We start from the raw sequence: 21,703 nt of genomic DNA on the forward strand, positions 1-21,703 counted from the left end.
TCCGTCACCGTGACTCCTCTTCCTGGTTGCTGTCTCCACGACCATCGGCCCGCCGGCCATCGACATCGACCGACACCTGGCTGGTGGCGACGGCCACCGCCGAGGAGCTCTGGCCATCAGCACCAGGCGCCGCAGACTCGACCCCGACCGACGGAGCGAGCGTTCCCTCCGGCCCGACACCTTGTGATACCGATTCGCTCGCCGCAGACACCTCCGCCGTACGGTCGTCGCCCGACCCGCTTCCAACCACCGCGCCAGCATCGTCGCTGCCACCTCCGCCACCGAAGTGATGCGCCTTCCACTGCTGAGCCTGATCGAACCGCTCCTTGAGTGCACTCGCACCGGCTGTCCCCTGCTGCAACAACTGGACTGCGGTGTGCCCTTGGTCGCCTGCCCAGTGAATGAACGAGTACGTCGCAATCGGCGCGAAGGCCGCCATTGCGAACAGGAGGATCCCGGTCAGGAAGGTACCGATGCTCACCCCGCCCGCCTCGTCTGTATTCCCGGTGGCCGACAACCCGAGGCTGAACACGACAGCCATCGCCACCTTCGAGAACAGCAGAGCGCCGATGACCTCAACCCAACGCCGCAGCCAGTGCCTGGTCGCGGTCCAGGTCCAACTCGCCAGAGCAATCGGTGCGAAAACGACAAATGCAACGAGCGCAACCTCGCGGATGAGCATCACGAAGTACAGGGCTGTGGTCGCGAAAATACCCAGCGAGACCGCGACGCCCAGAAACCCTCCGAGCGTTGGGAGGCTCAGCAATGCAGTGATGTCGAGCATCCTCTTCAGCCCAGGCTCAACCGGACGTGCCCCGAGAATCGCGGTCGCGAGCTCATCGACCATCCGGCCAGTTGCCCCGACGACGGCTACGGCGAACGGGACTCCCGCCGTACCGAGTAGAGCTCCTAGGACCGCATGGCCCAGGCGGGCTGGCTCGCGTCGGATCGCCGCAGATGCGCATTGCAGGACGAAGGCAATGACCAGCAGCGGTAGCGAGATGGTGACGACCAGGTCGAGGTTGTCCTTCCACCATGACTGGCTGAAGTCAGGCGTCGTACTGGCGCTGAACGCCTGGAACACGTACGACGTCATCTGCGTCAGCCCCTTGGCCAGCCAGCTGACGAACGAGTCCCACAACGAGTCAGTGGCCGCGTCGGTGCCGGTCGTGACCGCACAGGCAGCCGGGCTGATCAAGCACTCCATCCAGGGCATCGGTCTCGTCCCCGATCAGCCGAGGTTGATGCCGCTGAAGAAGCGGATCAGGCTGTTCGCCGAACCGATCAGGATGGCGGCTCCGACGGCGGCGAGTACGCCGATCCGTCCCTTGCTCGCATAGCCCGGGTTGCCGTTGATGCTGCCCAAGGCCCAGGCTGCGGCCGCGATAATGAGCGCGACGACGCAGGCCACGAGGGCGAAGGTCACGGTCGCGCCTGCGAGCGTTCGGACCGCCGGCAGGCCGGGGAGGCCGTTGGTGTTCGGAGTGACGCCCGGGTCTTGCAGCATCACGGTGGCTTCACGGATGACTTCGATGTACTTGAGCATGCCGATGTCCTTCAGCTAGTTGAGTAGATGGGCGGTGCCCAGCCGAGGTAGGTGGCGCCCCATTTGGACTCGATGAGTCCGAAGTCGACGAGATACACGCCGCCTTCGCCGGGGACTTCGTCGTTGATGTCGTTGGAGACGATCCAGCCGTTGCCGACGTACACGGCGACATGGCCGTACGGCCCACCGGTCTTCCAGAAGAGCAAGGCACCGACAGGTGGGCGTCGATCGGCCCGGTGTGCGTTGCCGGTAGCAACCATCTGGCGCCACTGCTCAGCCGCTGAGAAATACCCGGCGCGTGGCCGACTCCAGATGTTTGCCGCGAGTCGAGCACACAGCTGGTAGTAGCCGTGGCTGCCGACCAGACGCAGTGCCCGCGCCACAGCATCATCGGCGCCTGCTAGGTCTCCGATGGTGCCGACCGGTGAGGGGCAACCGGCCGGCACCGCCTCGGCGGGGGTCGCGACGCACGTATCCGAGCGGCTCGACGCGAGAGCCAGCGGGGCCGCCATACCCACTCCAGTGGCGAGCAGCGCCGCGCCCAGCGTCAGCTTGAGGATCACGGCGAGACCTGCGCTGTCGCGGACCAGAACTTGCACAGCGGTGTGCACACCACAGCCACTGCGGCTTGTCGTTGGACGAACTTGGTCTCGGTGTCCAGGATCGTTGTCTGGTTCGCCGTGACGACGAACGCATGCCAGCCCTTCGGGGCGGAGGCATTGCTGGCCATCGCTTGGAGTTGCGGCGTGACCTCGGCCCCTACTTCGCCGACGGTGGCCCGAGCCTTGTGAAGGCTCAGCTGATCCCACTCCGACCACAGCGGCAGCAGGCTCCGCGCAACCTCGGGCGCGGCGCTGGTCGGGTCAGCGAAGACACTCACCGCGTTCTGCCAGTCGACATAGCTGTGCCGCGTCGTGTCATAGGTCCAGATCGCCCGTGCATAGGCGACCGCGAACTCCCGCGGATCAGACGTCACGGGCCGCCGCCACGCCTTCAGCTGCACCGCAGTCTCACCCGGTACGACGGTGCCGCCGGAGCTCGGCGTACCGGCACCGCCGTCTGGGCGCTGCCAGCGGGCAACCAACATCACGATCAGCACGACAACGCCCAGAACGACCAGGACGGGGACCACGATCTTCGACCGGATCGAAGACTTCACCTTTGTTCCTCTCTTGGGGATTTCGGTACGGCGCAGCCACGCGTAGCCGGCGACCGCGATCGGCGGCGGGACAAGCCGCAGCGCGGTGAGCACGCGCAGGTAGAACCGGAGCTGGGCGCGGTAATACCGAACGAGCCAGTGATGGCGGGGTACGACGGTGTAGTTGTGCGTCATAACGAGCCTCAACGGATGAGGCCGGGAGACTTTTCGTGCCCTCAATCTGGCCGAGGCAGGGCCGTGCGAGAACCTGGATCTCGCGATCCAGGAGTCCTGGATCAGATACCCGGGGTCTGGTCGGGCGGATCGGGGTCGGCCGCACGGGTCGAGAGAAATCCGGCGCCGGTCGTGCGATAGGTCATCAACGGCTTGGCCCTCGACAAGACGTCGTGCAGCCCGTTCGTCCCGCCCTCCCACTGGACGAGAGTCGCTGGTGCAACTGGGAGTTCGACCGCTCGAACGCGGTCGAAGAAGAAGGCCAGGTCGAGGAGGTACCCGGCGGCTTGATGCCGCTCGGCTTGATTACCACTGATGGCAACGATCACCTTGTCAGTCGCGCTGAAGCCTCGCAGCATCCGAGCCTGCGCAGTCGACAAGCCGGCACCGCAGACAGGAACTCCGGCCCACTCGCCGTTCATGCTCCTGCTCACCATCGACAGCGCGATCGCATCGAACGGCTCGTCCACGATCACCGGCGTGGCACCCGCGCCCAGAAGATCCCGCTGCTCCTCGATTCCGGCGAGCACGTTGGACTGCCGGTGGATCGGCGTCGCCGGAGTCAGCGGGCGTGCCACCCCACCACGTCCCATGCCAATGAATCCGACCGGCGACAGCCGATGATCCCGAGCAACCATCACCAGCCGATCGCGATGAAGGTCGATCGGTACGGCATCCTCGCTCCAGGTCACGAGCCCGGCTCGCACCATCGTCGGGTAGCTGAAACCCTCCGACTCCAGATGCTGAACCAACTCGGTCCCGGAAGCCGGGGCATACCCGACCCCCCACGCGGAATCCTGCCGCAGTACCTGCTCGATCCCTGATTCCCTCAGGTACTCGATCGGCCATCCACTCGACCGCTGCAGCAACTGCCCCCGATAGAACCCCGCCGCCGAGGCATTCGCCTCAACCAGCCGCCGCCGTTCCTCCAGCGACATCGAAAACCCAACCTCGTTCACAAGACCCTCCACAAGCCGACAGAACCGGCCTCGAAGATCTCCCGAACAACCACGCCACAGAACCCGGATCACCACATCCAGGACACACGCCACACAAAGGCATCGGCCTGCAAGCACGCGTACTCGCAGGCCGATGAATTGCAGAACCGCGGTTCGTTGCCGCCATCAACGACTTAGATCGGGAGAACCGGCCTCAGGCAGCTCGAACAGCGACGGGCTCAACCGCTCGGCGGTGGACGAGATGGCTTCCTCGGCCGAAAAACCGCGGATCACGGCCCGCGGCCGCCCAGACCCAACGGCGTACGCCGGGGTCAGCGAAGACGTCGTCAGGTCGTTCGCCCAACGCGAGCCGAGCGAGCGCGGAGGGCTTGCCGGCACCACCGCGCAGCAACCAAGACAAAGCCTCGGCCTGCTCGGTTGTCGCGCCTACTCGCCGCAGACGCAAGACGATGGCCGAGCGGTAGAACGGCGGCCCATCTGCTCCGACCCTGATGACGCGCCGCGCCACCGGCGGCCGCATGCCGGCGGCAACCAATTCAAGCGCCACTTGCTCGAGATGTTGCCCTAATCCAGTCAGACGTACGGTTTCGCTGTCGGGCAGTGGATCGGTCGGTGGGTGGCGACGGCGCCGGAGGACCTCTGCTCGTACGGCGTCCTGCAGGCGCCACCGCACGAGGTTGGCGAGGTAGCCCCACGACAGACCGTCGTCCGGCGGTTGAACGGCGAGCTGTAGGCATCGCTCCCAGGCGACCACTCGCGCGAGTTGTTCGGCTTCGTCGCTTCCGAGAGCTGCCCGCAGCCGGCTCGACAGCGGTGCCACGATGTGCAATTCGATCTCTTCGGCCAACCGTCGCGACGGTTCCGGTGCCCACCCCGAACTTGCCGCCGCTGCAATGAGGTCCTCCAGATCATCCATGACCTCAATTTGCTGAACACTGTCACCAACGAGAACCTGGATTCGGCGATCAAGGACTTCTGGATTGTTCCTCGACGAACTCCTCGGCAGCTAAGCCAGGATTGTGTCGCCACTTCCCATGCGACACCTGCGGCCAGGTCGATCCACGGCGTCGAGGACCTCACGCGACACGATCTGCTCGTCCAGCTGCACGGCCTTGGCCAGTTGGCAGATCGCACGCGCCACTCTCTCCGGCGGAAGGCCCGCAACCAATGGCGCGACGGCCCGTACGGCGTTGACCGGCGACCACCCCTATCCAGGATCCAGAGCTGTACAGAGACCGCGTTCACGCAGATGCGAAGCCGCCCAGCCGCGAGGTCTCTGCCGCAGTCGATCCTGGTAGAACGCGACAGCAACGACGTGTACATCTAACAGTCGCTGCCTCACAACCGCGGGCCACGGTCAGGCGGCTCCAGATCGAGTCCGCGCTCCTGCCTGAATCTCGTGCTCAGCGGAATGGTCATCGCGGGCTCCGCCGTGATCAACAGTTTCTGCAGCTCGCCGGGCGCCTCACTCGCGAGCTTCCGCGGGCTGCTGCTCAGTACAACCGCCCGGATCCGGTCGTAGAGCATCGTCAGATCCCGGACGTGCGCCGACGTCAACTGCACCGAGTTGGCGTCATCGCGCACGATGAGCGTGACGTCCTCGCCCAGCGTGAACTTCCTCAGCAACCGTGCCTGCTCGCGCGACAACGGCTGGCCAAGGTCCGGGATCGCTACCCACTCGCGATCCATCTCGCGGCTCAGGTTCGACAACACGATCGCATCCACCGGATCTTGCACAATCACCGGAACTGCACCGCCGCGCAGCAGATCCAGCTGCTCCTCGATCCCTACAAGCACCTCCACCGGCCGGTGAATCTCCCTCGTCGTGATCAGCGGCTGCGCCCGCCCCTCCGGATCGATGCCCACGAACCCCACTGGCAGTAAATGGCGATCCCGTGACACCAGCACAATCCGGTCCCGGAACCGATCTATTGCATCCCCGTCATCGGTCCACGTCACCAACCCCGAACGCACCATCGTCGAATAGTCGAACCCCTCAGACCGCAGATGATCGACCAGACCGCTATACCCCTCAGGCGCGTACCCAACCCTCCAAGGCGACTCCGCCGCCATCACATGCTCGGCGCCCGCATCCTTCAAGTACCGAACCGGCCACCCACCCGTTGCCTTCAGCAACTGCATCCGGAAGAACCGCGCCGCCGAAGCCGTAGCCTCGAGCAACCGTCGCCGCTCCTCCAACGTAATGGCAAACCCAGGATCATTCACAGAGCCCTCCAAAGCCAGACAATTCCGGCCTCGAAGATCTCCTCACCACCCACCAGACAGAACCCGGATCACCACTTCCAGGACCCCTCAGAGAAGCGGCACCCCACGATCCGCACCTGGCTCCCCCAACTCGGCATCACCAACCCCCACCCCACCCACCGACCGCCGCGGCCGACGCCCCGACTCCCGCACCAACCGCTCCTCAAACGAGTCATCCCACAACCCCGCCGACCGAGCCAGCTGAGCCCCCGCCGAATCAATGGCCTCATCCACCAACCGAATCAACGTCCCCATCGTCCACACACCAAGATGCTCCCGGAGAGAGTCGGAACCACCGGGTGCCTCCTGACCGTCACCATCCAGCACATCATCCATACCCACGAACATGACGACGGCAGGAGAGACCGGGAACCTCGATCTCTGGATCAAGGACATCTGTGGTCGCTATTTGGCGCTACCCGGATCCAGGCTGGCCTCGCGCAATTCGAGGAGACAAAGTCAGACGCTCGCGTCGCCAGGACCGCCTTCGGGCCGTCGGGGCCTACCCATCGCGCGGATGGCCTCCTGAACGCCGAAGGACATCATCCGCCGCCTCAAACGACACCTCGCCGGCGAGATCTACCACTACGCAATCCGCCGACGTCACCCCACCCCATACCGCCAACCAGCCCGCGCCTTGACATCCATAGGAGCGTCCATGGTGATACTAAAACATCCCGTCGCGGGCCTTGTAGCTGGCGGCAACTACTTTCGCAGCACGCGAGAGCCGATGGCGACGAACCCGACCAACTGCAGCACACCCCCGAGCACGTCGGGCCACTCGTTGCCGAGCACGAACAGCCCGATGATGTGCAGTGGCGACCACGCCGCGATGAAGCCGCCCACGACCGTTGGGATCACCGCACTCCGGAGCAGGGCGATCCCGAGCAGAAATGTGCCGACGATGGTTCCGACAGTGAAAAGAGAGGAGATCCAACTGAACGCCAGGCCATCGCCATTCGTCGCATTCAGAACCCTTGTGAAGTCCGGAACAGTTCCGCCGTCCTCAGCCAACTTGAGGATTACCGTGTTGTATACGCTGATGCCGAAGTAGCAGATGTACCCAGCTGCCACCAACGTGCCGGAAAAGAAACCCAGGCGGGCCGACCGGCTGCCAATAACACGCGTCGCTGCCATCGCGGCCGGCACCATGAACAGCGAACCGACGATCGCCGAAAGCGTGGCGTATCGTGCGGCGGCCGGATGAGCTGCTGCCAGCGCCATGATGTCGGCGCCCGTCTGATCGCTCGTGCCGTGCAGAGTCATCACCGCGAATAGCAGGTGCGTCATCAGCAACCCCAAGGGTCCAACCACCGTCGATGTCAGCAGGCCCACGCGCCGCGGCTCCAGCCCCGGAGCCGACAACTCCACCACCTCTTCAGTCTGCGCCATCTGTGCTCTCTCAGTTTGTGGGTCGACTCACTAGGCAGTACGGAGGACGTCACGGGTGCGGATCGCAGTCCGGTCGGCCACCACCCATCCGACATGACCAACCAGTCCAGCTCGATCACCGGCAGGCATCTGACCGTTGCTGGCGGCATCGTCCGGAAGCGTGGGCGAACCGAATAGGCAGGCGACCGCGTACTGAGAGCAGATGCGGCGATGTCTCCGCGGGTTCGAATCCACGGTGCCAGCGACGCTGTTCGGTGATCACGCTTGGAGGTAACGACGAATGAATGTTTTTAGCGGGGAGTTCTTGGGTGAGTTGGTCTGGCCTGACTCGGCGGGTTATGACGAAGCGCGGCGGGTGTGGAATGGGCACATCGACAAGCGGCCCGCTCTGATCGCGCGATGCTCCGGCACTGCCGACGTACAGGCGGCATTGCGGTACGCGCGCGAGCACGAGCTCGTCATCGCGGTGCGCGGCGGCGGGCACAACGTGGCGGGCAGGTCGACCTGCGACGGCGGCGTGGTCATCGACCTCGGCCTCATGCAGGAGATCCGGATCGACACCGACGCGCGGACCGCCACGGTCGCGCCAGGCGTCATCTGGCGCGACCTGGACGCGGCGACCCAAGAGGTCGGGCTGGCGCTCCCCGGCGGCACCGTGTCCGACACCGGCGTCGCCGGGCTCACACTCGGCGGCGGGCTCGGCTGGCTGTCACGCCGCGTCGGCCTCACCTGCGACAGCCTGATCTCGGCAGAGCTCGTCACCGCCGACAGCACCATCCTGCGGGTCGACGAGCACGACCACCCCGATCTGATGTGGGCACTCCGCGGCGGTGGCGGGTCGGTCGGCGTCGTCACATCATTCGAGTTCCGGCTGCACGAACTGAACCATCCCGTCCTGGCCGGAGCCCTGTTCTACACGGCCGACAAGGCCCCCGAACTGCTGCGGTTCGTCCGGGACTGGGCTGCCGACGCTCCCAGAAGTGCCGCTCTGATGGCGATGCTCGGGACCGCACCACCAGCACCGTTCTTGCCGGCCGAGATGCACGGACAGCCGATGGCCATGGTGCAGGCGGTATGGACCGGGGCACCATCCGAGGGCGAGGCCGCCCTTGCCGCCCTGCGTGCCTTCGGTCCACCCGTCGTCGACCTGGTCGGCCCACTGCCCTACACCGCGCTGCAGCAGGCGACCGACGTCATGGCGCCACGCGGCCACCAGTACTACCTCAAGGCATCCTTTCTCGACGCGCTCGACGACACCGTGATTGAGGCCGCTCTCAAAGCGCAGCAACAATTCACCAGCCCCACCTCAGGGATCGGCTTCACCCTCATCGGTGGTGCAGTCGGCGATATCGACGACGGCGCCTTCTCCCATCGAGACGCCAATTGGATGTGCGACATCCTCACCTCCTGGGCCCCCAACGACCCCAACGCCGAACCGCACCTTCACTGGGCCCGGGACCTATGGGAGAACCTCGAACCCACCACCCGCGGTGGCTACGTCAATCACTTGGCCACCGAAGAACTCCTCACCCGCCGTGGCTACAACCCCCAAACTGCAACCCGCCTAGCCACCATCAAAACCACCCACGACCCCGACAACATATTCTGAACAACCCGAGAGTCAAGCTTCCTGGGCGTAGTCCTGGAGGACGAAGGCTGGCGTCAGGTCGGCAAGGTCGCGCATCGCTTAGACGCGAACGAACACGTCCTGGACGTCGAAGGTGCGTTCCTTCAGGACCCAAAGCCGGGTTGGTTATCTGCGCGATCGAGATCGAACGACGGAACGTCGCCGACGCCATCGCCGCCTCCTCCGCGAGTTGACTTCGACGCCACCCACGACTGCCAACTCTCTGCCGCCCCCGGACCCACCACCCAGGGCCAAAAGACCGGATCCCGTAAGGGGTCCGGTCTTTCCAGGATCTCCGGAGACATCACAGTTGAGCCGGTTAGAGGATCCGAACCCCTAGCCCCGCCTTGTTAGCCAGATTCACCGTCGCTGCGGGTCGCCGTCCAACCGCGCCCATGACCTGTGCGGATGCGATGTCGAGCAAGTGAAGCTTCGCCGCGCACCAGCTGTCAGACGATGGACGCTAGTCCCGGCGTCAGTCGCGAGTACAGAGGCGTTTGGCGATTCTGATCGCATCCTGCAACGCAAGCCCCGGACTAGCTGTCCCGTCCGAGGCCGGCGTCGCGGGCGCGGGCGATGGCTTCGGGACGGCCTGCGACCTGGAGTTTTGTGAAGATGGCGGAGATGTGGTTGTTGATGGTTTTGGTGGTGAGTCCGAGGCGGCCGGCGATGGAGGCGTTCAAGGATCCTGCGGCCATCATTTCCAGCACTTCGCGTTCTCGTGGGGTGAGTTCGGGGAATGGCGGTGCTGGTGTGGGGGGATTGGCGAAGTAGTGCCAGACACGCTGGGCTACTCCTGGTCCGAAGATGGCCTCTCCGGCCGCGACCGCGGTGAGCGCGCGGACGATCTCCTGCTGACCGGCGCCTTTGACCAGGTAGCCGCGGGCGCCTGCACGCATGGCGGCGAAGACCGACTCGTCGTCGTCAAGCATCGTCAGGACGAGAACGGCGACAGACGGCGCAGTCCGGGCGATCTCGGCGGTCGCCGCGACACCGTCCAGATCGGGCATGTGCAAATCCATGACGAGTACGTCGGGGTGGTCCACTACCGCGCAACGAATGGCTTCGTGGCCGTTGGCTGCTTCCGCGACGAGCTCGATCCCCTCGGTTGCCTCGAGTAGCCATCGAAGTCCGTCACGGACCAACGGGTGATCGTCGGCGACAGCGACCCGGATCATGACAACCCGCTGAGGGGCAGAGTTGCGAGCACTTGTCCGCCGCTGATGGAAGGCCGCGCGTCGAGGGTTCCGCCGAGTTCTTCGGCGCGTTCTCGCATTGAGCGTAGCCCGACGCCTGCCTGCCATTCTCGGTTCGGTTTGTCGGTCGTGCCGCTGTCGGTGATGGTCAGGTGGAGGTCGGCGGCTGTGGCCTTCAAGCGCACAGACGCACGCCGCCCGGTCGAGTGACGTACGGCGTTGGTCAACGACTCCGTGACGATCCGATAGGCGGCGACCTCGACGGCGGCAGGAAGGGTCGGCATCGGTCCGGAGATGTCTATTTCGATCTTGAGGGTGCTGAACTGGGTGGCCGCCCGACGGATTGCTCCGACCAGGCCGACCTCGTCGAGGGCCGGCGGTCGCAGTCCGTAGACCAGTCGCCGGACGTCGTCAATGGCATCGCGGATCTGGTCGCCCAGTTCCTCGTTCAGTCTGCTGGCGGTGACCGAATCGGTGTCGATGAAATGGCTCACGGCCTGGACCTTGAAAGCGGCGCCGGTCAGCGCGGGGCCGAGGCTGTCATGGAGTTCGCGATGGAGGCGCCGGCGTTCCTCCTCGGTGGCTGTGACCAGGCGTTGGCGCGACACCTTGAGATCATCGGACAAGCGGGTCGCGTGCACGGCGATTGCCAGCGGTGTGGCGAGCAGTTTCAAGGCCTCCAGATCGGCATTGGACAGTCGACGTTCACCTGCTCGCGCCCCGACGACCAGTTCGCCCACGCGCTCGCCGCGATACGTCATGGCGATGACCTGCAAGTCGGTCGCGGGGCTACCTGTTGCGGCGAGTTCGCTTCCGTTCGAACGAATCGCCGCGAACGGAAGGCGTAGTACGGATCGGATGCCTTCCAGCACGACGGTCAGGTCGTCGTCAGCCAGCAGCCGACCGACGGTTGACACGGCAAGCACGGGGTCCCTGCGCGCGCCGTACAGCATTCGGTCGACCAGCCTCTGCAGCCGCGTCCGGATTGGGTTGAACGCCAGCGCAATGGCGAAGGTCGCCAGGACGGGAGCGCCGATGCCACGGAAGGTGCGATCGAGCACGGCGACCAGGGCGAGGTAGAGGAGCGATACGCCGGCGGTAAGGACCGCGTACTGCAGCGTACGGGCGAGAACGAGCCTGACGTCGAACAGCTGGTACCGGAGGATCCCTACGGTGATAGCGGCCGGTATGAGCGGTACGGCGAGGAACAAGAGGATGGTCGCGTTGTCGGACTCAGTCCCGAAGCTGGTCGGTAGGTTGATGCCGACAGCAACGATGACGGCCATGACGAGCCACAGAAGCTGGCGGCGGACCACCTCGCCGCCGCGTACATAGCGCACAACCAGGCTGGTCACCGATGCCAGCATGACGATGGTGACCAGCACTGGCAGCACCTCGATGAGCGGCGACAGTGCCGAGGGCCAGTATGGTGCCAGCAACGTCGTCGGCTGCCGGCCGGGTGCGTTCAGCGCCAGGTCAGCGGTGAAGGCGCCGACCAGCATGTTCAGGGTCCCGATCAGCAACGTTGCCCATATCAACAGTCGCCATCGGGGTGAGGCCGGCTGGCCGGTCGGCAGCAGTTGCAACGCCAGGGGCAGGCAGAGGTCTGTCCCCCAAGGCCAGGCCGCCGCGAAGACGGTGACCAAGGTATCCAGAGCGAGAGCAGACCATCCGTGGTCAATCCCGTACTGGAGCGCCGGAACCGTCACGGCTGTCGTCAGGGGAGCCAGACCGAGAACGAGGAATAACCAGCCGACCGGATTGTGCGGACGGTGACGCGCAATCAACCAGCCGCAGACTCCGAACGATACGCCGATCGCAACGTTCGGCACTAGGTAGCTACCGACCGCATCACCTGGTTCGAGGCCCGCGATCCAAGCGCCTGCCACGGCGATCAGCAGCTCGGCCAGAACCAAGCCGAACAGCAGGTGCGCACGCATCGTCGCCATGCCACCAATCATCGCCACGCGGACACCCAGCCGTACAGGGAGCCGACACCCAGAACGCCTGGGCAATCCTCCGGAGTCGGAGCACCTCGATGCCGTGGCGGGCTGGGAGTCGTCATGGGCAGAGTGGTTGGCAGTCAACCACGAGAAGAGGATTCATCATGAGTGTTCCGACCATTTCTACGGACCGGGTTCGTAGTACGCGACCTAGAGACGTTCGAACTGCTCGCCGGGTGGCGGCGGCGATCGTGCTGCCTATCCCGGCGTTCTGTATCGCCTTTGCCCAGCCACCTGAGTATGGTGCGGCCGATACGCGCGCCGCGTTGGATGCCATCGGCGCTCATCTCGGTGCGAAGCACCTTGCGGTCTGGCTCGGCGCGGTCGTGATGCTGACTCTGGTACCGGCGTTCCTTGCTGCGGCGCGACTCGCCCGTCAGCGGCGCCCGCTGCTCGCCGCGGCTGCGGCGCTCGTCAACATGGCTGCCTACCTCGGGAGCGGGTTGGGGCTCGCTGCCTCGGACATCTATCTCGAAACCGCAGCCAAGCCCGGGTTCGATCGAGACGTGATGGCACGATTCCTCGATGCTGCCACCAGCCACGGCGTCTTCGGCTTGAGTATCGGTCTGTTCGTGATCTGCCACATCATCGGCGCGGTCCTGCTCGGGATCGCCTTGTGGGGGATCATTCCTCGGTGGGCGAGCATCGTCCTGATCGTGTCGCAGCCGTTGCACTTCGTTGCCTTTGTCATCCTTCAGAACCAGGTACTCGACATTACTTCGTGGGCGCTGACCGGTGTTGGCCTGACGGTCTGTGCCGCCGTAGTGCTTCGGACATCCAACGATCACTGGGATCTGGCTCCCCAGGCTTGAGCGCAACAGTCAACCTCCCGGTCGTCATTTCTGTGGCTCCCGCCCGCCTCTGTGCGCTATCGAGGCTGAGCGAGCGCGATCCTGAGTCACGACCTCGTAACTGGCACTACGCACCACGAGGGCTGTCCGGTTCCAACTCGCAATGGCGGCTCGAACTCCACGCCCTCGTAGTCGTTATCACCCGGCCGACGGCTGCCAGCGCGAGTGATCCGGTGTTGTGGCTGCCCTCGTACTCCTGCCATGAATCAAATCTCTTCTGCAGGCAGCGCAGTGAACGGCAGTTCGGACGGGGCGGTCGCCGAGAGCGGCTGGCGGTTGGCCGTCGGCGTGATCGCTCTGGTTGGAGGCGCACTGGCGCAGCTCGTCTCGTCCGTCGTTTGGCCAGTACTTCCCGGGCAACCGACTGAAGCCACCCTGGAAACATTGAGACAGCACCTCCCGATGGCCAGAGTGGGACTCTGGATCGACCTCGGGATTCTGCTTCTCATCCCTGCGGCGCTGTATGTCGGCAAAGCATTCGGCTCTCGAACCCGAACCGCGGTCGCAGTCGGCGCTGGGTTGCTGTTCACGGGATGCCTGTTGCAGGTGCCGCCTCTGGCCGGCGACGTGGTCCTCCTCCACGCCGCCGAAGCCAACAATCCTTCCATTGTCGATGAGTTCTTCGGGTCGGGGACGATGACCATCAGCCTCTTCGGTGGTCTCTTGCTACAACTGGTCGGGCTCGTCGTCCTAGGCGTGCAGGCGATTCGGCGGCGGGTTGCCCCGGTGTGGATCGGCATCCTGCTCATCTCATGGCCCGTCGTACAGTTCATCGGTACGGCGACCGCCATCAAGCCGCTTGTCACCGTGGCGTATGTCGCCCAACTGCTCGCGTATGCCGGATGCGCGCTGTCCCTCGCTGCGGCGCAGAGTCAATCGTCCCCACGGCCTCGCTGAACGCAGATCTCAGATCCCGCCTAGTTGCCACAGGCCAACAATCGACCTTTGCACAGCTCGGTCGAGCCGGGCGTCTCGCACAACGCACACATATTGGTAGCCCATTGAGTAAGGAGCAAGGAATGGCATGGCAACTCTGGGTGGCAATCACGCTCCTGGCGGCCTTGTGCGCAAGCCTCGCCGCGCAGAGGATCAGGCGAGCCCACAAGGTATTCGACGAGATCGTCCAGCTCGACCGGGACAAACCTCGCGAGTCCACCTGGACGGCCGGCACCGACTACGCGCGCACCGACGCGCTCGGATCACGGACCTATCGGCACCGCAAGATCGGCTGACTCTTCAGGCTCACCGCTTCGGATCTTGACAGCCGCTCGGACGAGTCGCTCAATCCGGGCCGCTTCGTAGCTAAAGGGAAGAAATTGTCAAATTCACGTACACGTTCCCGTGTGATCGGTTTCCTTGCCGGCACTGGAGCCTTGTCGATGGCATTCGGCGGCGGCGCGATGGCGCTCCCAGATGCGGCTGCCGCTCAATCGACGACCAGCACGACCAAGCCGCTCGAGGCGGGTGTCGTCAAGATCGACGGCGTACCGATGGAGAGTGGAGAGCATGGGTCGCGGGAACATCAAGGTTGCGACTTCACCATCACCTTCTTCAACTTCGGTCGAGTGCGCAATGCCGCTGTCGACTTCTCCGGGGACGGAATTGGGGGTGTCCGGGGTGACCGGCACCCGGCAATCGGAAGTGATGACGCATTGGGCGAGGGCGACCGCGACGGGCGCGAGCACTACCGTGTCATCTCGGGCGACCCTGACTACCAGGTGCTGCCGTTGGAGATCACGGTGAAGGCGGAGGGCTCCTTGGGATCAGACCTCAAGGCCCAGCGGTTCTTGGTCCGCGGGTGTAAGTACACAGTGCCTGCCACGCCTCCCACCTCGCCCCCGACTGATCCGCCTACTACCCCTCCGGCAACACCGCCCACGGACGCACCCTCGACACCACCAACCGGGGAGCCACCAACGGGTGAGCCCTCAACTCCTCCGTCGGATGAGCCCTCGATTCCGCCGACCAAGTCACCACCTAGTCCTGCCGAGCCACAACCGTCGACCTCGCAAAGTGTGCCGGGGACTCCCGAGCCCTCGATCCCAGTCGTTCCGACTGCGATCGATGCAGGTCTGGTAGGCGCCCCGAATGACGACTCGTCCAGCCCGGTAGGGCTTGTGCTGCTGGCAAGCGGGGCTGGTCTCCTCGTCGTCGGCGGCGCACTTGGCCTGCGTCGACGCGGCAAACACACAAGCTGAGTAGCGGCTTGGCGCCGGTTCCGCTGACGATCCACTGCAGCGAGACCGGCGTTTCGGCGGTACGACGAACGCTACGAGCCAGGTGGGTCTACCGAACGAGGCGAGCAGTCACGACGACGTTGCTGAGATAGGTTGTTCCGTTCCAGTCCTCACACGTCACCAGTACCAGTCGGCCGGCAACCGTCTGATCGAAGAGTGCCACCGCATGATCCGCCAGGGCCCGCTTGCGATAGATCGCGACGCCAGTGACCCGATAGACGAGATCACCTCGAGATGTCCTCAGCACGATTTCGGCACCCGGCCGCAGATGGTCGAGATCATCGAAGGCTCCGCCACCGGTATGCACCGTGTGACCGGTAATGATGGCGGAACCACGCGTGGCGCCAGGGAGCGCACCCGCCGACCACCATCCGACCATTCGCGGATCAGAGGGCGGTGTCAGAGCCCCAGCACGTATGCCGATGTCGACCACCGGGGCGAGCACGGACAACTGCGGGATGGTGATCTGGCGAGGCCTGCCGAGCACTTTCTGCGGCCTCGGCTTCGGAGCCGGCGAGGATCGCGCGGATCGCGCGGATCGCGGCTCAGGGGGACGTGGCAACGTGGGTGGGCGGTCGAACGAGCCGGGATGAAGTTGCCCGGATCCAGCGGGCGTCCCTACTGACAGCAGCAGAGCGACGACGGCGACGGCAGGTCCGGCTACGCGAAACAGCGCGGTCTGACGCCGATGCCGACCGCGCTTCATTCGAACACCGCCTGCCACGAGAACGAGATGGTCCGGATCCGGAACCGATACGCAAGATCCTCACCAACCGGTTCTCGCTACAACGAGACCAGCAGCTCATCCCGTCACGATATTGATGATTCGTCCGGGGACTATGACCAGCCGCCGCAGCGTCAGCCCTGCGGTGTGCTCGGCGAAGCCGGCACTCCCGCGAAGGACCTGCTCAATGGTGGTCTTGTCGGCGTCTACGGGAACATCGAGGGTGAAACGCGTCTTACCGCCGATCTGGACGGGCAGGGTGACCGTCTCGACAGCGGCAAGCCGCTCATCGGCTTCGGGGAAGGGCGCGTACGCAAGGCTGTCTAGGTGCCCGAGCCGCGACCATAGCTCCTCCGCGATGTGCGGGGCGAGGGGAGCGACCATGAGGACCAGCGGCTCTGCCAGTGCCCGCGGCAGTGCTCCGGTCTCAGCGGAAACCTTCGTGGCGTGATTGGTGAGCTCCATGAGGCGGGCGACAGCGGTGTTGAACCGAAGGTTGTCGTAGTGAGCGCGGACGGTCTTGATGGTCTGATGGAGCCGCTGCGCTGTGTCGGCGTCGAGGTCGGCAGCGCTGATGGTTGGGCGGCCGCTAGCTTCGTCGATCATGGAGCGCCACAGGCGCTGCAGGAAGCGGTGAACGCCGATGATGTCGTGCGTGCGCCAGGGCCGGTCGGTGTCCAGCGGCCCCATCGCCATCTCGTACAGGCGCAGGCTGTCGGCCCCGTAACTGTCGTACATGTCGTCGGGGCTGACACTGTTCTTCAGGCTCTTACCCATCTTTCCCGCGCGGCGTGTGACCAGTTCGCCTTCGTAGCTGAGGGACCCATCGCCGTGCTCGGCGACGTCGGCGGCCGGCACGTACATGCCACGCTCGTCGATGAAGGCATCGGCCAGAACGTAGCCCTGGTTGTAGAGACGCCGGAACGGCTCCTTGGACGAGACGTAGCCGAGGTCGAACAGGACCTTGTGCCAGAACCGGGCGTACAAGAGGTGCAGGACAGCGTGCTCGACGCCGCCGACATAGAGGTCGACGCCGCCGTCACCTGGTTCCTTCACGTCGTCGGGGACCATCCAGTACCGCTCGATGGAGGGATCGATGAACGCCTTGTCGTTGGTGGGGTCGAGATAGCGTAGGTAGTACCAGCAAGACCCGGCCCACTGGGGCATGGTGTTGAGTTCGCGTCTGTAGGTCCTCGGGCCGTCGCCGAGGTCCAGGTTGACCGACGCCCAGTCGCCGGCCCGGGCCAGCGGTTGGAGCGGTTCGCTCGACTCGTCGTCGGTCGGGGTGGGGCGGAAGTCGACGATCTCCGGCAGTTGGACGGGTAGCAGTTCGTCGGGGAGCGCGAGCGGCAGACCTTCTTCGTCGTACACGATGGGGAACGGTTCGCCCCAGTAGCGCTGACGGGAGAACTGCCAGTCCCGCAGCTTGTAGGCGCGCACCTTCTCGCCGGCGCCGCGGTCGGACAGCCAGGCGATGGTGGCGGTAATCGCTTCGGACTTGGACAGGCCGGCCAAGGTGGGGCCTGGGTGAGGCAAGTATGGACCCTCGCCGGCAAAGGCCTCCGGCCATTCAGCGGCCGTGTCAGGAACGGCGTAGCCATCGAACCAGGCAACGGGTGGCTGGATGACCGCCGTGATGTCTAGGCCGAGCTCATGGGCGAAGTCGAAGTCGCGTTGGTCGTGGGCGGGTACGGCCATGACGGCGCCGGTCCCGTATCCCATGAGCACGTAGTCGGCGACGAACACCGGAATCGGCTGGCCGGTGGTGAGGTTGACGGCGTAGGAGCCGGTGAACACGCCGGTCTTGTCGTCGGCTTCCGTAGTGCGCTTCCGTTCGCTGAGTCGCGAGGCCCTCTCCTGGTAGGCGGCTACCGCGTGCTGCGGCTCCCACGTCGTTGCCTCGTCCGGGCGTCCAGCCGGGTACCGCCAGGCCTCAGGAGTGCCGTCCGGCCAACTGTCGGCAACAAGAGTGTCGAGGAGTGGGTGTTCGGGGGCGATGACCACGTAGGTAGCGCCTGGGAGGGTATCGGGGCGCGTGGAGAAGACCCTGATGGTCTGGGGTGAGCCGACGACCGGCAGGTCGATGTTGGCGCCGTCGTTGGCGCCAATCCAGTTGCGCTGCATGAGCTTGATGGACTCGGGCCAGTCGACGAGGTCAAGGTCGTCGATCAACCGCTCGGCGTACGCGGTGATCCGCAGCATCCACTGGCGGAGCGGCCGCCGGTAGACCGGGTAGTTGCCGATATCGCTGCGACCTTCGGAGGTCACTTCCTCGTTGGCGACGACGGTGCCGAGCCCAGGACACCAGTTCACCAGCTCCTCCGACACATACGCCAGCCGTTGGCTGTCGACCAGCTCGCGCCGCTCGCGCCGAGAAAGATCGTGCCAGGACCGGCCGGGAGTCTCCCGCTGTCCAGCGGAATATTCGGCGATCAGCTCGTCGATCGAGCGGGCCTGCCTCGCGGCGGCGTCGTACCAACTGTTGAACAGCCTCAGGAAGATCCACTGGGTCCAGCGATAGAAGGACACGTCGGTGGTGGCGAGCTCGCGGCGAGTGTCGTGGCCCAGACCGAGGCGGCGGAGTTGCCGTCGCATGTTGTCGATGTTCTGCTGGGTAGTCACCGCGGGATGTTGCCCAGTGTTGATCGCGTACTGCTCGGCAGGGAGCCCGAAGGCGTCGTACCCGAAGGTGTGGACGACGTGGTGCCCGGTCATCCGCAGGTATCGGGCGTACACATCCGTGCCGATGTAGCCAAGCGGATGGCCGACGTGCAGGCCGGACCCACTGGGGTAGGGAAACATGTCGAGGACGTAGAACTTCCGCCGTCCTTCCATGCTCTCGAACCCCTCGGACAGTGGACCAACTGGGTTCGGGGAGTTGAAGGTGCCTTCGGCCTCCCAGCGGTCCTGCCAGGCAAGCTCGAGCTGCCCGGCCAACTGGGAGTCGTACCTGTGGGGCGGCTCGTTGCTGGTCTTGCTCTGGCTCATCGAGATCCTCGCAATATCTGGTCCAGGAAATGAAAAAGCCCCTCACGAATGAGGGGCAGCCGCGCGACGGGAAATCGTCAGCGCGGCTCGAGAAGAAGGAGTCCGTGGAAGCTCGCCACAGCACGATAATACCTCGTCCGATGTCTCGGAACGGGCTCGGTTCTCCGCCCAATCCTCCACATTGCGCCCTCCCTACTGTCAACGGGTCACACTCACGCGCCGCCACCTCGCGTCCGTTGCAGACGGCGGACGCGAGGCGGCGACCCCTTCACCGCCTGCCGCCTCGAAGGGACCGCGACCAGGCAGACAGGCTCACCTGTAGATACGCTCGCCGACCGAGCATCGGTTCCCGCCGGTCAGGAAGCGACTACCTACGCAACGAACCAACCGTGATGTGGCGTCGTGTCCCGACTTGATCCGCATCGTCGTCGAGGACGGTGCCGGCGGCCCACGCGTCCGCAAGAGCCGCGTTGTGAGGGACGCTCAGGGCAACGTTGAAGTGCTGGTCCGATTGAGCGACATCGTTGCCGTGGACAACGACCGAGAAGGGCCGCACGGTTTGGCCCGGAGCAAAGGTCAGTTCCTTCGCAACAGGCGTGACGATCGCAGGGTCGAAGAAGAAGCCACTGGTCTCCGCGTGAACCGTGACAGGGATCGAGCTGGGACGTGACAATGTGACCGCGAACTCGACGGTCCGACTGCCCCGGTCTCCCTCCTCGATGGTCGGGGCGTCCGCGATGGACAACCGCGGCAGTGACGGCAATGTCGTCGTCCCCGGTGACCAACGACTGAAGGCCAGGTCGGAGACAAATACAGCGGCATGCGGGATCCTGTCGGTTCGGAGCTCTATCGTTCTGATCGCGTGCAGGTCAACCGCTCGCAACCTCGACAAGGGGATTCGCACAGTCCTCAGCAGCGTCTTCGGTTGAGCGTCTTCGGGTGCGCCCGGCAACGGCTTCAGCGCGTCACTCACGGCCGATACGGCGACCTCCTCGAAGTGCCCGTGCTGATCCGTGATCCGCACGGTGAGGTCCGAGCTGCCTGCCGCCTCCGGATCGGGGGCCGCGCGAAACGTCAAGGCACTGTAGGAGCTCACGTCCGGCCGGGGCGATCTCAATCGCACCACACCGTCGAGGCCATCCCAGCGCAGGACCGTTACCGCCGGATTCGGGACGCGAGGCACGAGGAGTACGGGTACCCAGTGGGGGAAGAGGTCGGCCTGAGGGTCCTGCACGCAGTACCGCGGATCTCGTGACAGACCTTCGTCCATAGGAACGCCCGAACAAGTTGATGCAGTCAGGGAACCTGAGATAGACGCTTTAGGCAACGGATGGTCGAAACGCGCGACGTCCAGACGAGAGCTACTGGGCATCTGCGCAACGACATGCACCTCCGTCGGCCGCAATGACGTCGGAAGTGTGTTCGAGCCGTCGAACATCGTGGCGAGCGCCGTCTCCCCACCAAGCATGAGCCGGAAGAACCCGTCAATATAGGCACGCCCAACCGACTGTTGCTCGGCTGCCGTCAGTCGTCCGGGCGTCGCCGAGCCGCACGGTGCTTTGTCCGGGTCATGACCCCAATCGTCCTCCGCGCTCCACTCACTGTTCCAGAAATTGTGATTGGCCCCCATCACCAGAACCGTCGAGCGTGGAACGTTGTCGGCCGCCGCGTATCGTGAGTCGTCGAAGTGATGCTGCCCCTGCAGGTCGTAGACATCGGCGTCGCAATAGCCCATCAGTAGGCTCATTCCGACACCTGGCAGCGTCGTACGGCTCCCATCAGTCGAAGCCAGCGGCATCACCGCCCGAATCCCGTACGGCGAAGGACGGCCGGCGTTCGCCAACGCGGCCGCGATGACACCATCACCACCGCGGGAGTGACCCATCAGCCCTACGTTGTCCAGATCGACACGACCGACGAATCGACGGCCGAACGGTCCGTCGGCAGATGACGACCAGCGACGCCACAAGTCCAAGTGAGCCAGCACCAGCTCACCTCGCGCGGTGGCACCGCGGTCGGGAGTCTTTCCGCCACCGGCATTGATCGCGTTGGCACTGACGGAAATCACGACATAGCCGTGACTGGCCAGCGCTTCTGCCGCAGCGCCGTACCCGCGAAAGCTGGGAACGGCCGTCTCTCCAGCCGGGCATGGCCAGGTCTGGACCTCACCGGTGCAGTATTGATGGAAACCATGAAGGAAGACCACCATCGGTCGTTTGCCCGCAGCGCCCCGGGGCGCATAGACCCTGCCCCGGAGCTCCGAGCGTCCGTTCAGCGCCGGCAGTTCCACGGCCAGATCCCCGAGGTTGTACTCCATGGTGTCCACGGCGAACCCAGAGGTGCCGGCAGGCGCAGCCGAAGCGATCTCAAACTCCCCAGCCTGCACAAGACCGACCGCAGCCACCACGACAGCCAGCACAGCGAGACGAATTCTCATGCCACGGGCCTCTCTCGAGAAGTCATCCTCAATACGATCCACAGGGGTCTGTCGGATCGCGCCTATAGCAGTCGAATCCCGTCATTACCATAGATCGACGCGCGCG

18 protein-coding genes are annotated in these 21,703 nt (G+C 64.9%); 4 read left to right on the forward strand and 14 right to left on the reverse strand.

The features are described from left to right. Positions 1 to 4: 4 nt before the first annotated feature. The 8 genes from ACWF4Z_RS13310 to ACWF4Z_RS13345 all read right to left on the reverse strand — a co-directional run bounded on the left by ACWF4Z_RS13310 (position 5) and on the right by ACWF4Z_RS13345 (position 7,534). Positions 5 to 1,216: a hypothetical protein gene (locus ACWF4Z_RS13310; RefSeq protein ID WP_452243260.1), complete on the reverse strand. Its 1,212-nt coding sequence runs from the start codon at positions 1,214 to 1,216 to the stop codon at positions 5 to 7. Positions 1,217 to 1,231: 15 nt separating this feature from the next. Beyond that, a complete protein-coding gene (locus ACWF4Z_RS13315; RefSeq protein ID WP_452243261.1) occupies positions 1,232 to 1,546 on the reverse strand; it encodes a DUF6112 family protein in 315 nt (104 codons plus the stop codon). Positions 1,547 to 1,557: 11 nt separating this feature from the next. After that, entirely contained in the window at positions 1,558 to 2,109 is a 552-nt protein-coding gene (locus ACWF4Z_RS13320; RefSeq protein ID WP_452243262.1) for a CHAP domain-containing protein, read from the reverse strand. Then, complete coding sequence (locus ACWF4Z_RS13325; protein WP_452243263.1) at positions 2,106 to 2,879, reverse strand: hypothetical protein; 774 nt, start codon at positions 2,877 to 2,879, stop codon at positions 2,106 to 2,108. Before ACWF4Z_RS13325 ends, ACWF4Z_RS13320 begins: the two co-directional genes overlap by 4 nt. 101 nt (positions 2,880 to 2,980) lie before the next feature. Beyond that, complete coding sequence (locus ACWF4Z_RS13330; protein ID WP_452243264.1) at positions 2,981 to 3,877, reverse strand: hypothetical protein; 897 nt, start codon at positions 3,875 to 3,877, stop codon at positions 2,981 to 2,983. A gap of 193 nt (positions 3,878 to 4,070) precedes the next feature. Then, on the reverse strand, positions 4,071 to 4,793 hold the full coding sequence (locus ACWF4Z_RS13335; protein WP_452243265.1) for a hypothetical protein: 723 nt from the start codon (positions 4,791 to 4,793) through the stop codon (positions 4,071 to 4,073). Between the two features lie 422 nt (positions 4,794 to 5,215). Next, positions 5,216 to 6,103 carry a hypothetical protein gene (locus tag ACWF4Z_RS13340; protein ID WP_452243266.1) on the reverse strand — a complete coding sequence of 296 codons (888 nt, stop codon included), beginning with the start codon at positions 6,101 to 6,103 and terminating at the stop codon, positions 5,216 to 5,218. 744 nt (positions 6,104 to 6,847) lie between these two features. Then, the gene (locus tag ACWF4Z_RS13345; RefSeq protein WP_452243267.1) at positions 6,848 to 7,534 is read right to left on the reverse strand and encodes a hypothetical protein; all 687 of its coding nucleotides are present in this window, start codon (positions 7,532 to 7,534) and stop codon (positions 6,848 to 6,850) included. A 280-nt stretch (positions 7,535 to 7,814) separates the two neighbouring features. Between ACWF4Z_RS13345 and ACWF4Z_RS13350 the strand changes: the two genes are divergently transcribed. Continuing rightward, positions 7,815 to 9,143: an FAD-binding oxidoreductase gene (locus ACWF4Z_RS13350; protein WP_452243268.1), complete on the forward strand. Its 1,329-nt coding sequence runs from the start codon at positions 7,815 to 7,817 to the stop codon at positions 9,141 to 9,143. Positions 9,144 to 9,697: 554 nt separating this feature from the next. On the opposite strand, the gene ACWF4Z_RS13355 is transcribed toward ACWF4Z_RS13350, so the two are convergent. Together ACWF4Z_RS13355 and ACWF4Z_RS13360 are read right to left on the reverse strand one after the other, a co-directional pair. Then, on the reverse strand, positions 9,698 to 10,339 hold the full coding sequence (locus ACWF4Z_RS13355) for a response regulator (RefSeq protein WP_452243269.1): 642 nt from the start codon (positions 10,337 to 10,339) through the stop codon (positions 9,698 to 9,700). Then, entirely contained in the window at positions 10,336 to 12,318 is a 1,983-nt protein-coding gene (locus tag ACWF4Z_RS13360; protein ID WP_452243318.1) for a histidine kinase, read from the reverse strand. The genes ACWF4Z_RS13355 and ACWF4Z_RS13360 overlap by 4 nt, the downstream gene beginning before the upstream one ends. A 146-nt stretch (positions 12,319 to 12,464) precedes the next feature. On the opposite strand from ACWF4Z_RS13360, the gene ACWF4Z_RS13365 reads away from it, so the two are divergent. The 3 genes from ACWF4Z_RS13365 to ACWF4Z_RS13375 all read left to right on the forward strand — a co-directional run bounded on the left by ACWF4Z_RS13365 (position 12,465) and on the right by ACWF4Z_RS13375 (position 14,443). Beyond that, entirely contained in the window at positions 12,465 to 13,172 is a 708-nt protein-coding gene (locus ACWF4Z_RS13365) for a hypothetical protein (protein WP_452243270.1), read from the forward strand. Between the two features lie 441 nt (positions 13,173 to 13,613). Then, entirely contained in the window at positions 13,614 to 14,108 is a 495-nt protein-coding gene (locus ACWF4Z_RS13370) for a hypothetical protein (RefSeq protein ID WP_452243271.1), read from the forward strand. A 122-nt stretch (positions 14,109 to 14,230) separates the two neighbouring features. After that, positions 14,231 to 14,443, forward strand: coding sequence for a hypothetical protein (locus ACWF4Z_RS13375; protein ID WP_452243272.1), 213 nt, complete (start codon positions 14,231 to 14,233; stop codon positions 14,441 to 14,443). Between the two features lie 93 nt (positions 14,444 to 14,536). Here the strand turns inward: ACWF4Z_RS13375 and ACWF4Z_RS13380 are convergent, their stop codons facing one another. The 4 genes from ACWF4Z_RS13380 to ACWF4Z_RS13395 all read right to left on the reverse strand — a co-directional run bounded on the left by ACWF4Z_RS13380 (position 14,537) and on the right by ACWF4Z_RS13395 (position 21,579). Next, entirely contained in the window at positions 14,537 to 14,896 is a 360-nt protein-coding gene (locus ACWF4Z_RS13380; RefSeq protein WP_452243273.1) for a hypothetical protein, read from the reverse strand. Positions 14,897 to 15,497: 601 nt separating this feature from the next. Then, positions 15,498 to 15,935 carry a class F sortase gene (locus ACWF4Z_RS13385; protein ID WP_452243274.1) on the reverse strand — a complete coding sequence of 146 codons (438 nt, stop codon included), beginning with the start codon at positions 15,933 to 15,935 and terminating at the stop codon, positions 15,498 to 15,500. 315 nt (positions 15,936 to 16,250) lie between these two features. Beyond that, positions 16,251 to 19,160 (reverse strand): leucine--tRNA ligase, encoded by a 2,910-nt coding sequence (locus ACWF4Z_RS13390; RefSeq protein ID WP_452243275.1) that lies wholly within the window; start codon positions 19,158 to 19,160, stop codon positions 16,251 to 16,253. Positions 19,161 to 19,527: 367 nt separating this feature from the next. Beyond that, a complete protein-coding gene (locus ACWF4Z_RS13395) occupies positions 19,528 to 21,579 on the reverse strand; it encodes a Calx-beta domain-containing protein (protein ID WP_452243276.1) in 2,052 nt (683 codons plus the stop codon). Between the last annotated feature and the right edge of the window lie 124 nt (positions 21,580 to 21,703).

Source organism: Kribbella sp. NPDC055071, from assembly GCF_053608045.1.

Excerpts from the sequence above, each read along its gene's own strand:
- ACWF4Z_RS13310 (WP_452243260.1), bottom strand. The coding sequence starts at position 1,216 with ATGCCCTGGATGGAGTGCTTGATCAGCCCGGCTGCCTGTGCGGTCACG.
- ACWF4Z_RS13315 (WP_452243261.1), bottom strand. The coding sequence starts at position 1,546 with ATGCTCAAGTACATCGAAGTCATCCGTGAAGCCACCGTGATGCTGCAA.
- ACWF4Z_RS13325 (WP_452243263.1), bottom strand. The coding sequence starts at position 2,879 with ATGACGCACAACTACACCGTCGTACCCCGCCATCACTGGCTCGTTCGG.
- ACWF4Z_RS13335 (WP_452243265.1), bottom strand. The coding sequence starts at position 4,793 with ATGGATGATCTGGAGGACCTCATTGCAGCGGCGGCAAGTTCGGGGTGG.
- ACWF4Z_RS13345 (WP_452243267.1), bottom strand. The coding sequence starts at position 7,534 with ATGGCGCAGACTGAAGAGGTGGTGGAGTTGTCGGCTCCGGGGCTGGAG.
- ACWF4Z_RS13350 (WP_452243268.1), top strand. The coding sequence starts at position 7,815 with ATGAATGTTTTTAGCGGGGAGTTCTTGGGTGAGTTGGTCTGGCCTGAC.
- ACWF4Z_RS13355 (WP_452243269.1), bottom strand. The coding sequence starts at position 10,339 with ATGATCCGGGTCGCTGTCGCCGACGATCACCCGTTGGTCCGTGACGGA.
- ACWF4Z_RS13360 (WP_452243318.1), bottom strand. The coding sequence starts at position 12,318 with ATGATTGGTGGCATGGCGACGATGCGTGCGCACCTGCTGTTCGGCTTG.
- ACWF4Z_RS13365 (WP_452243270.1), top strand. The coding sequence starts at position 12,465 with ATGAGTGTTCCGACCATTTCTACGGACCGGGTTCGTAGTACGCGACCT.
- ACWF4Z_RS13370 (WP_452243271.1), top strand. The coding sequence starts at position 13,614 with ATGGCCAGAGTGGGACTCTGGATCGACCTCGGGATTCTGCTTCTCATC.
- ACWF4Z_RS13375 (WP_452243272.1), top strand. The coding sequence starts at position 14,231 with ATGGCATGGCAACTCTGGGTGGCAATCACGCTCCTGGCGGCCTTGTGC.
- ACWF4Z_RS13390 (WP_452243275.1), bottom strand. The coding sequence starts at position 19,160 with ATGAGCCAGAGCAAGACCAGCAACGAGCCGCCCCACAGGTACGACTCC.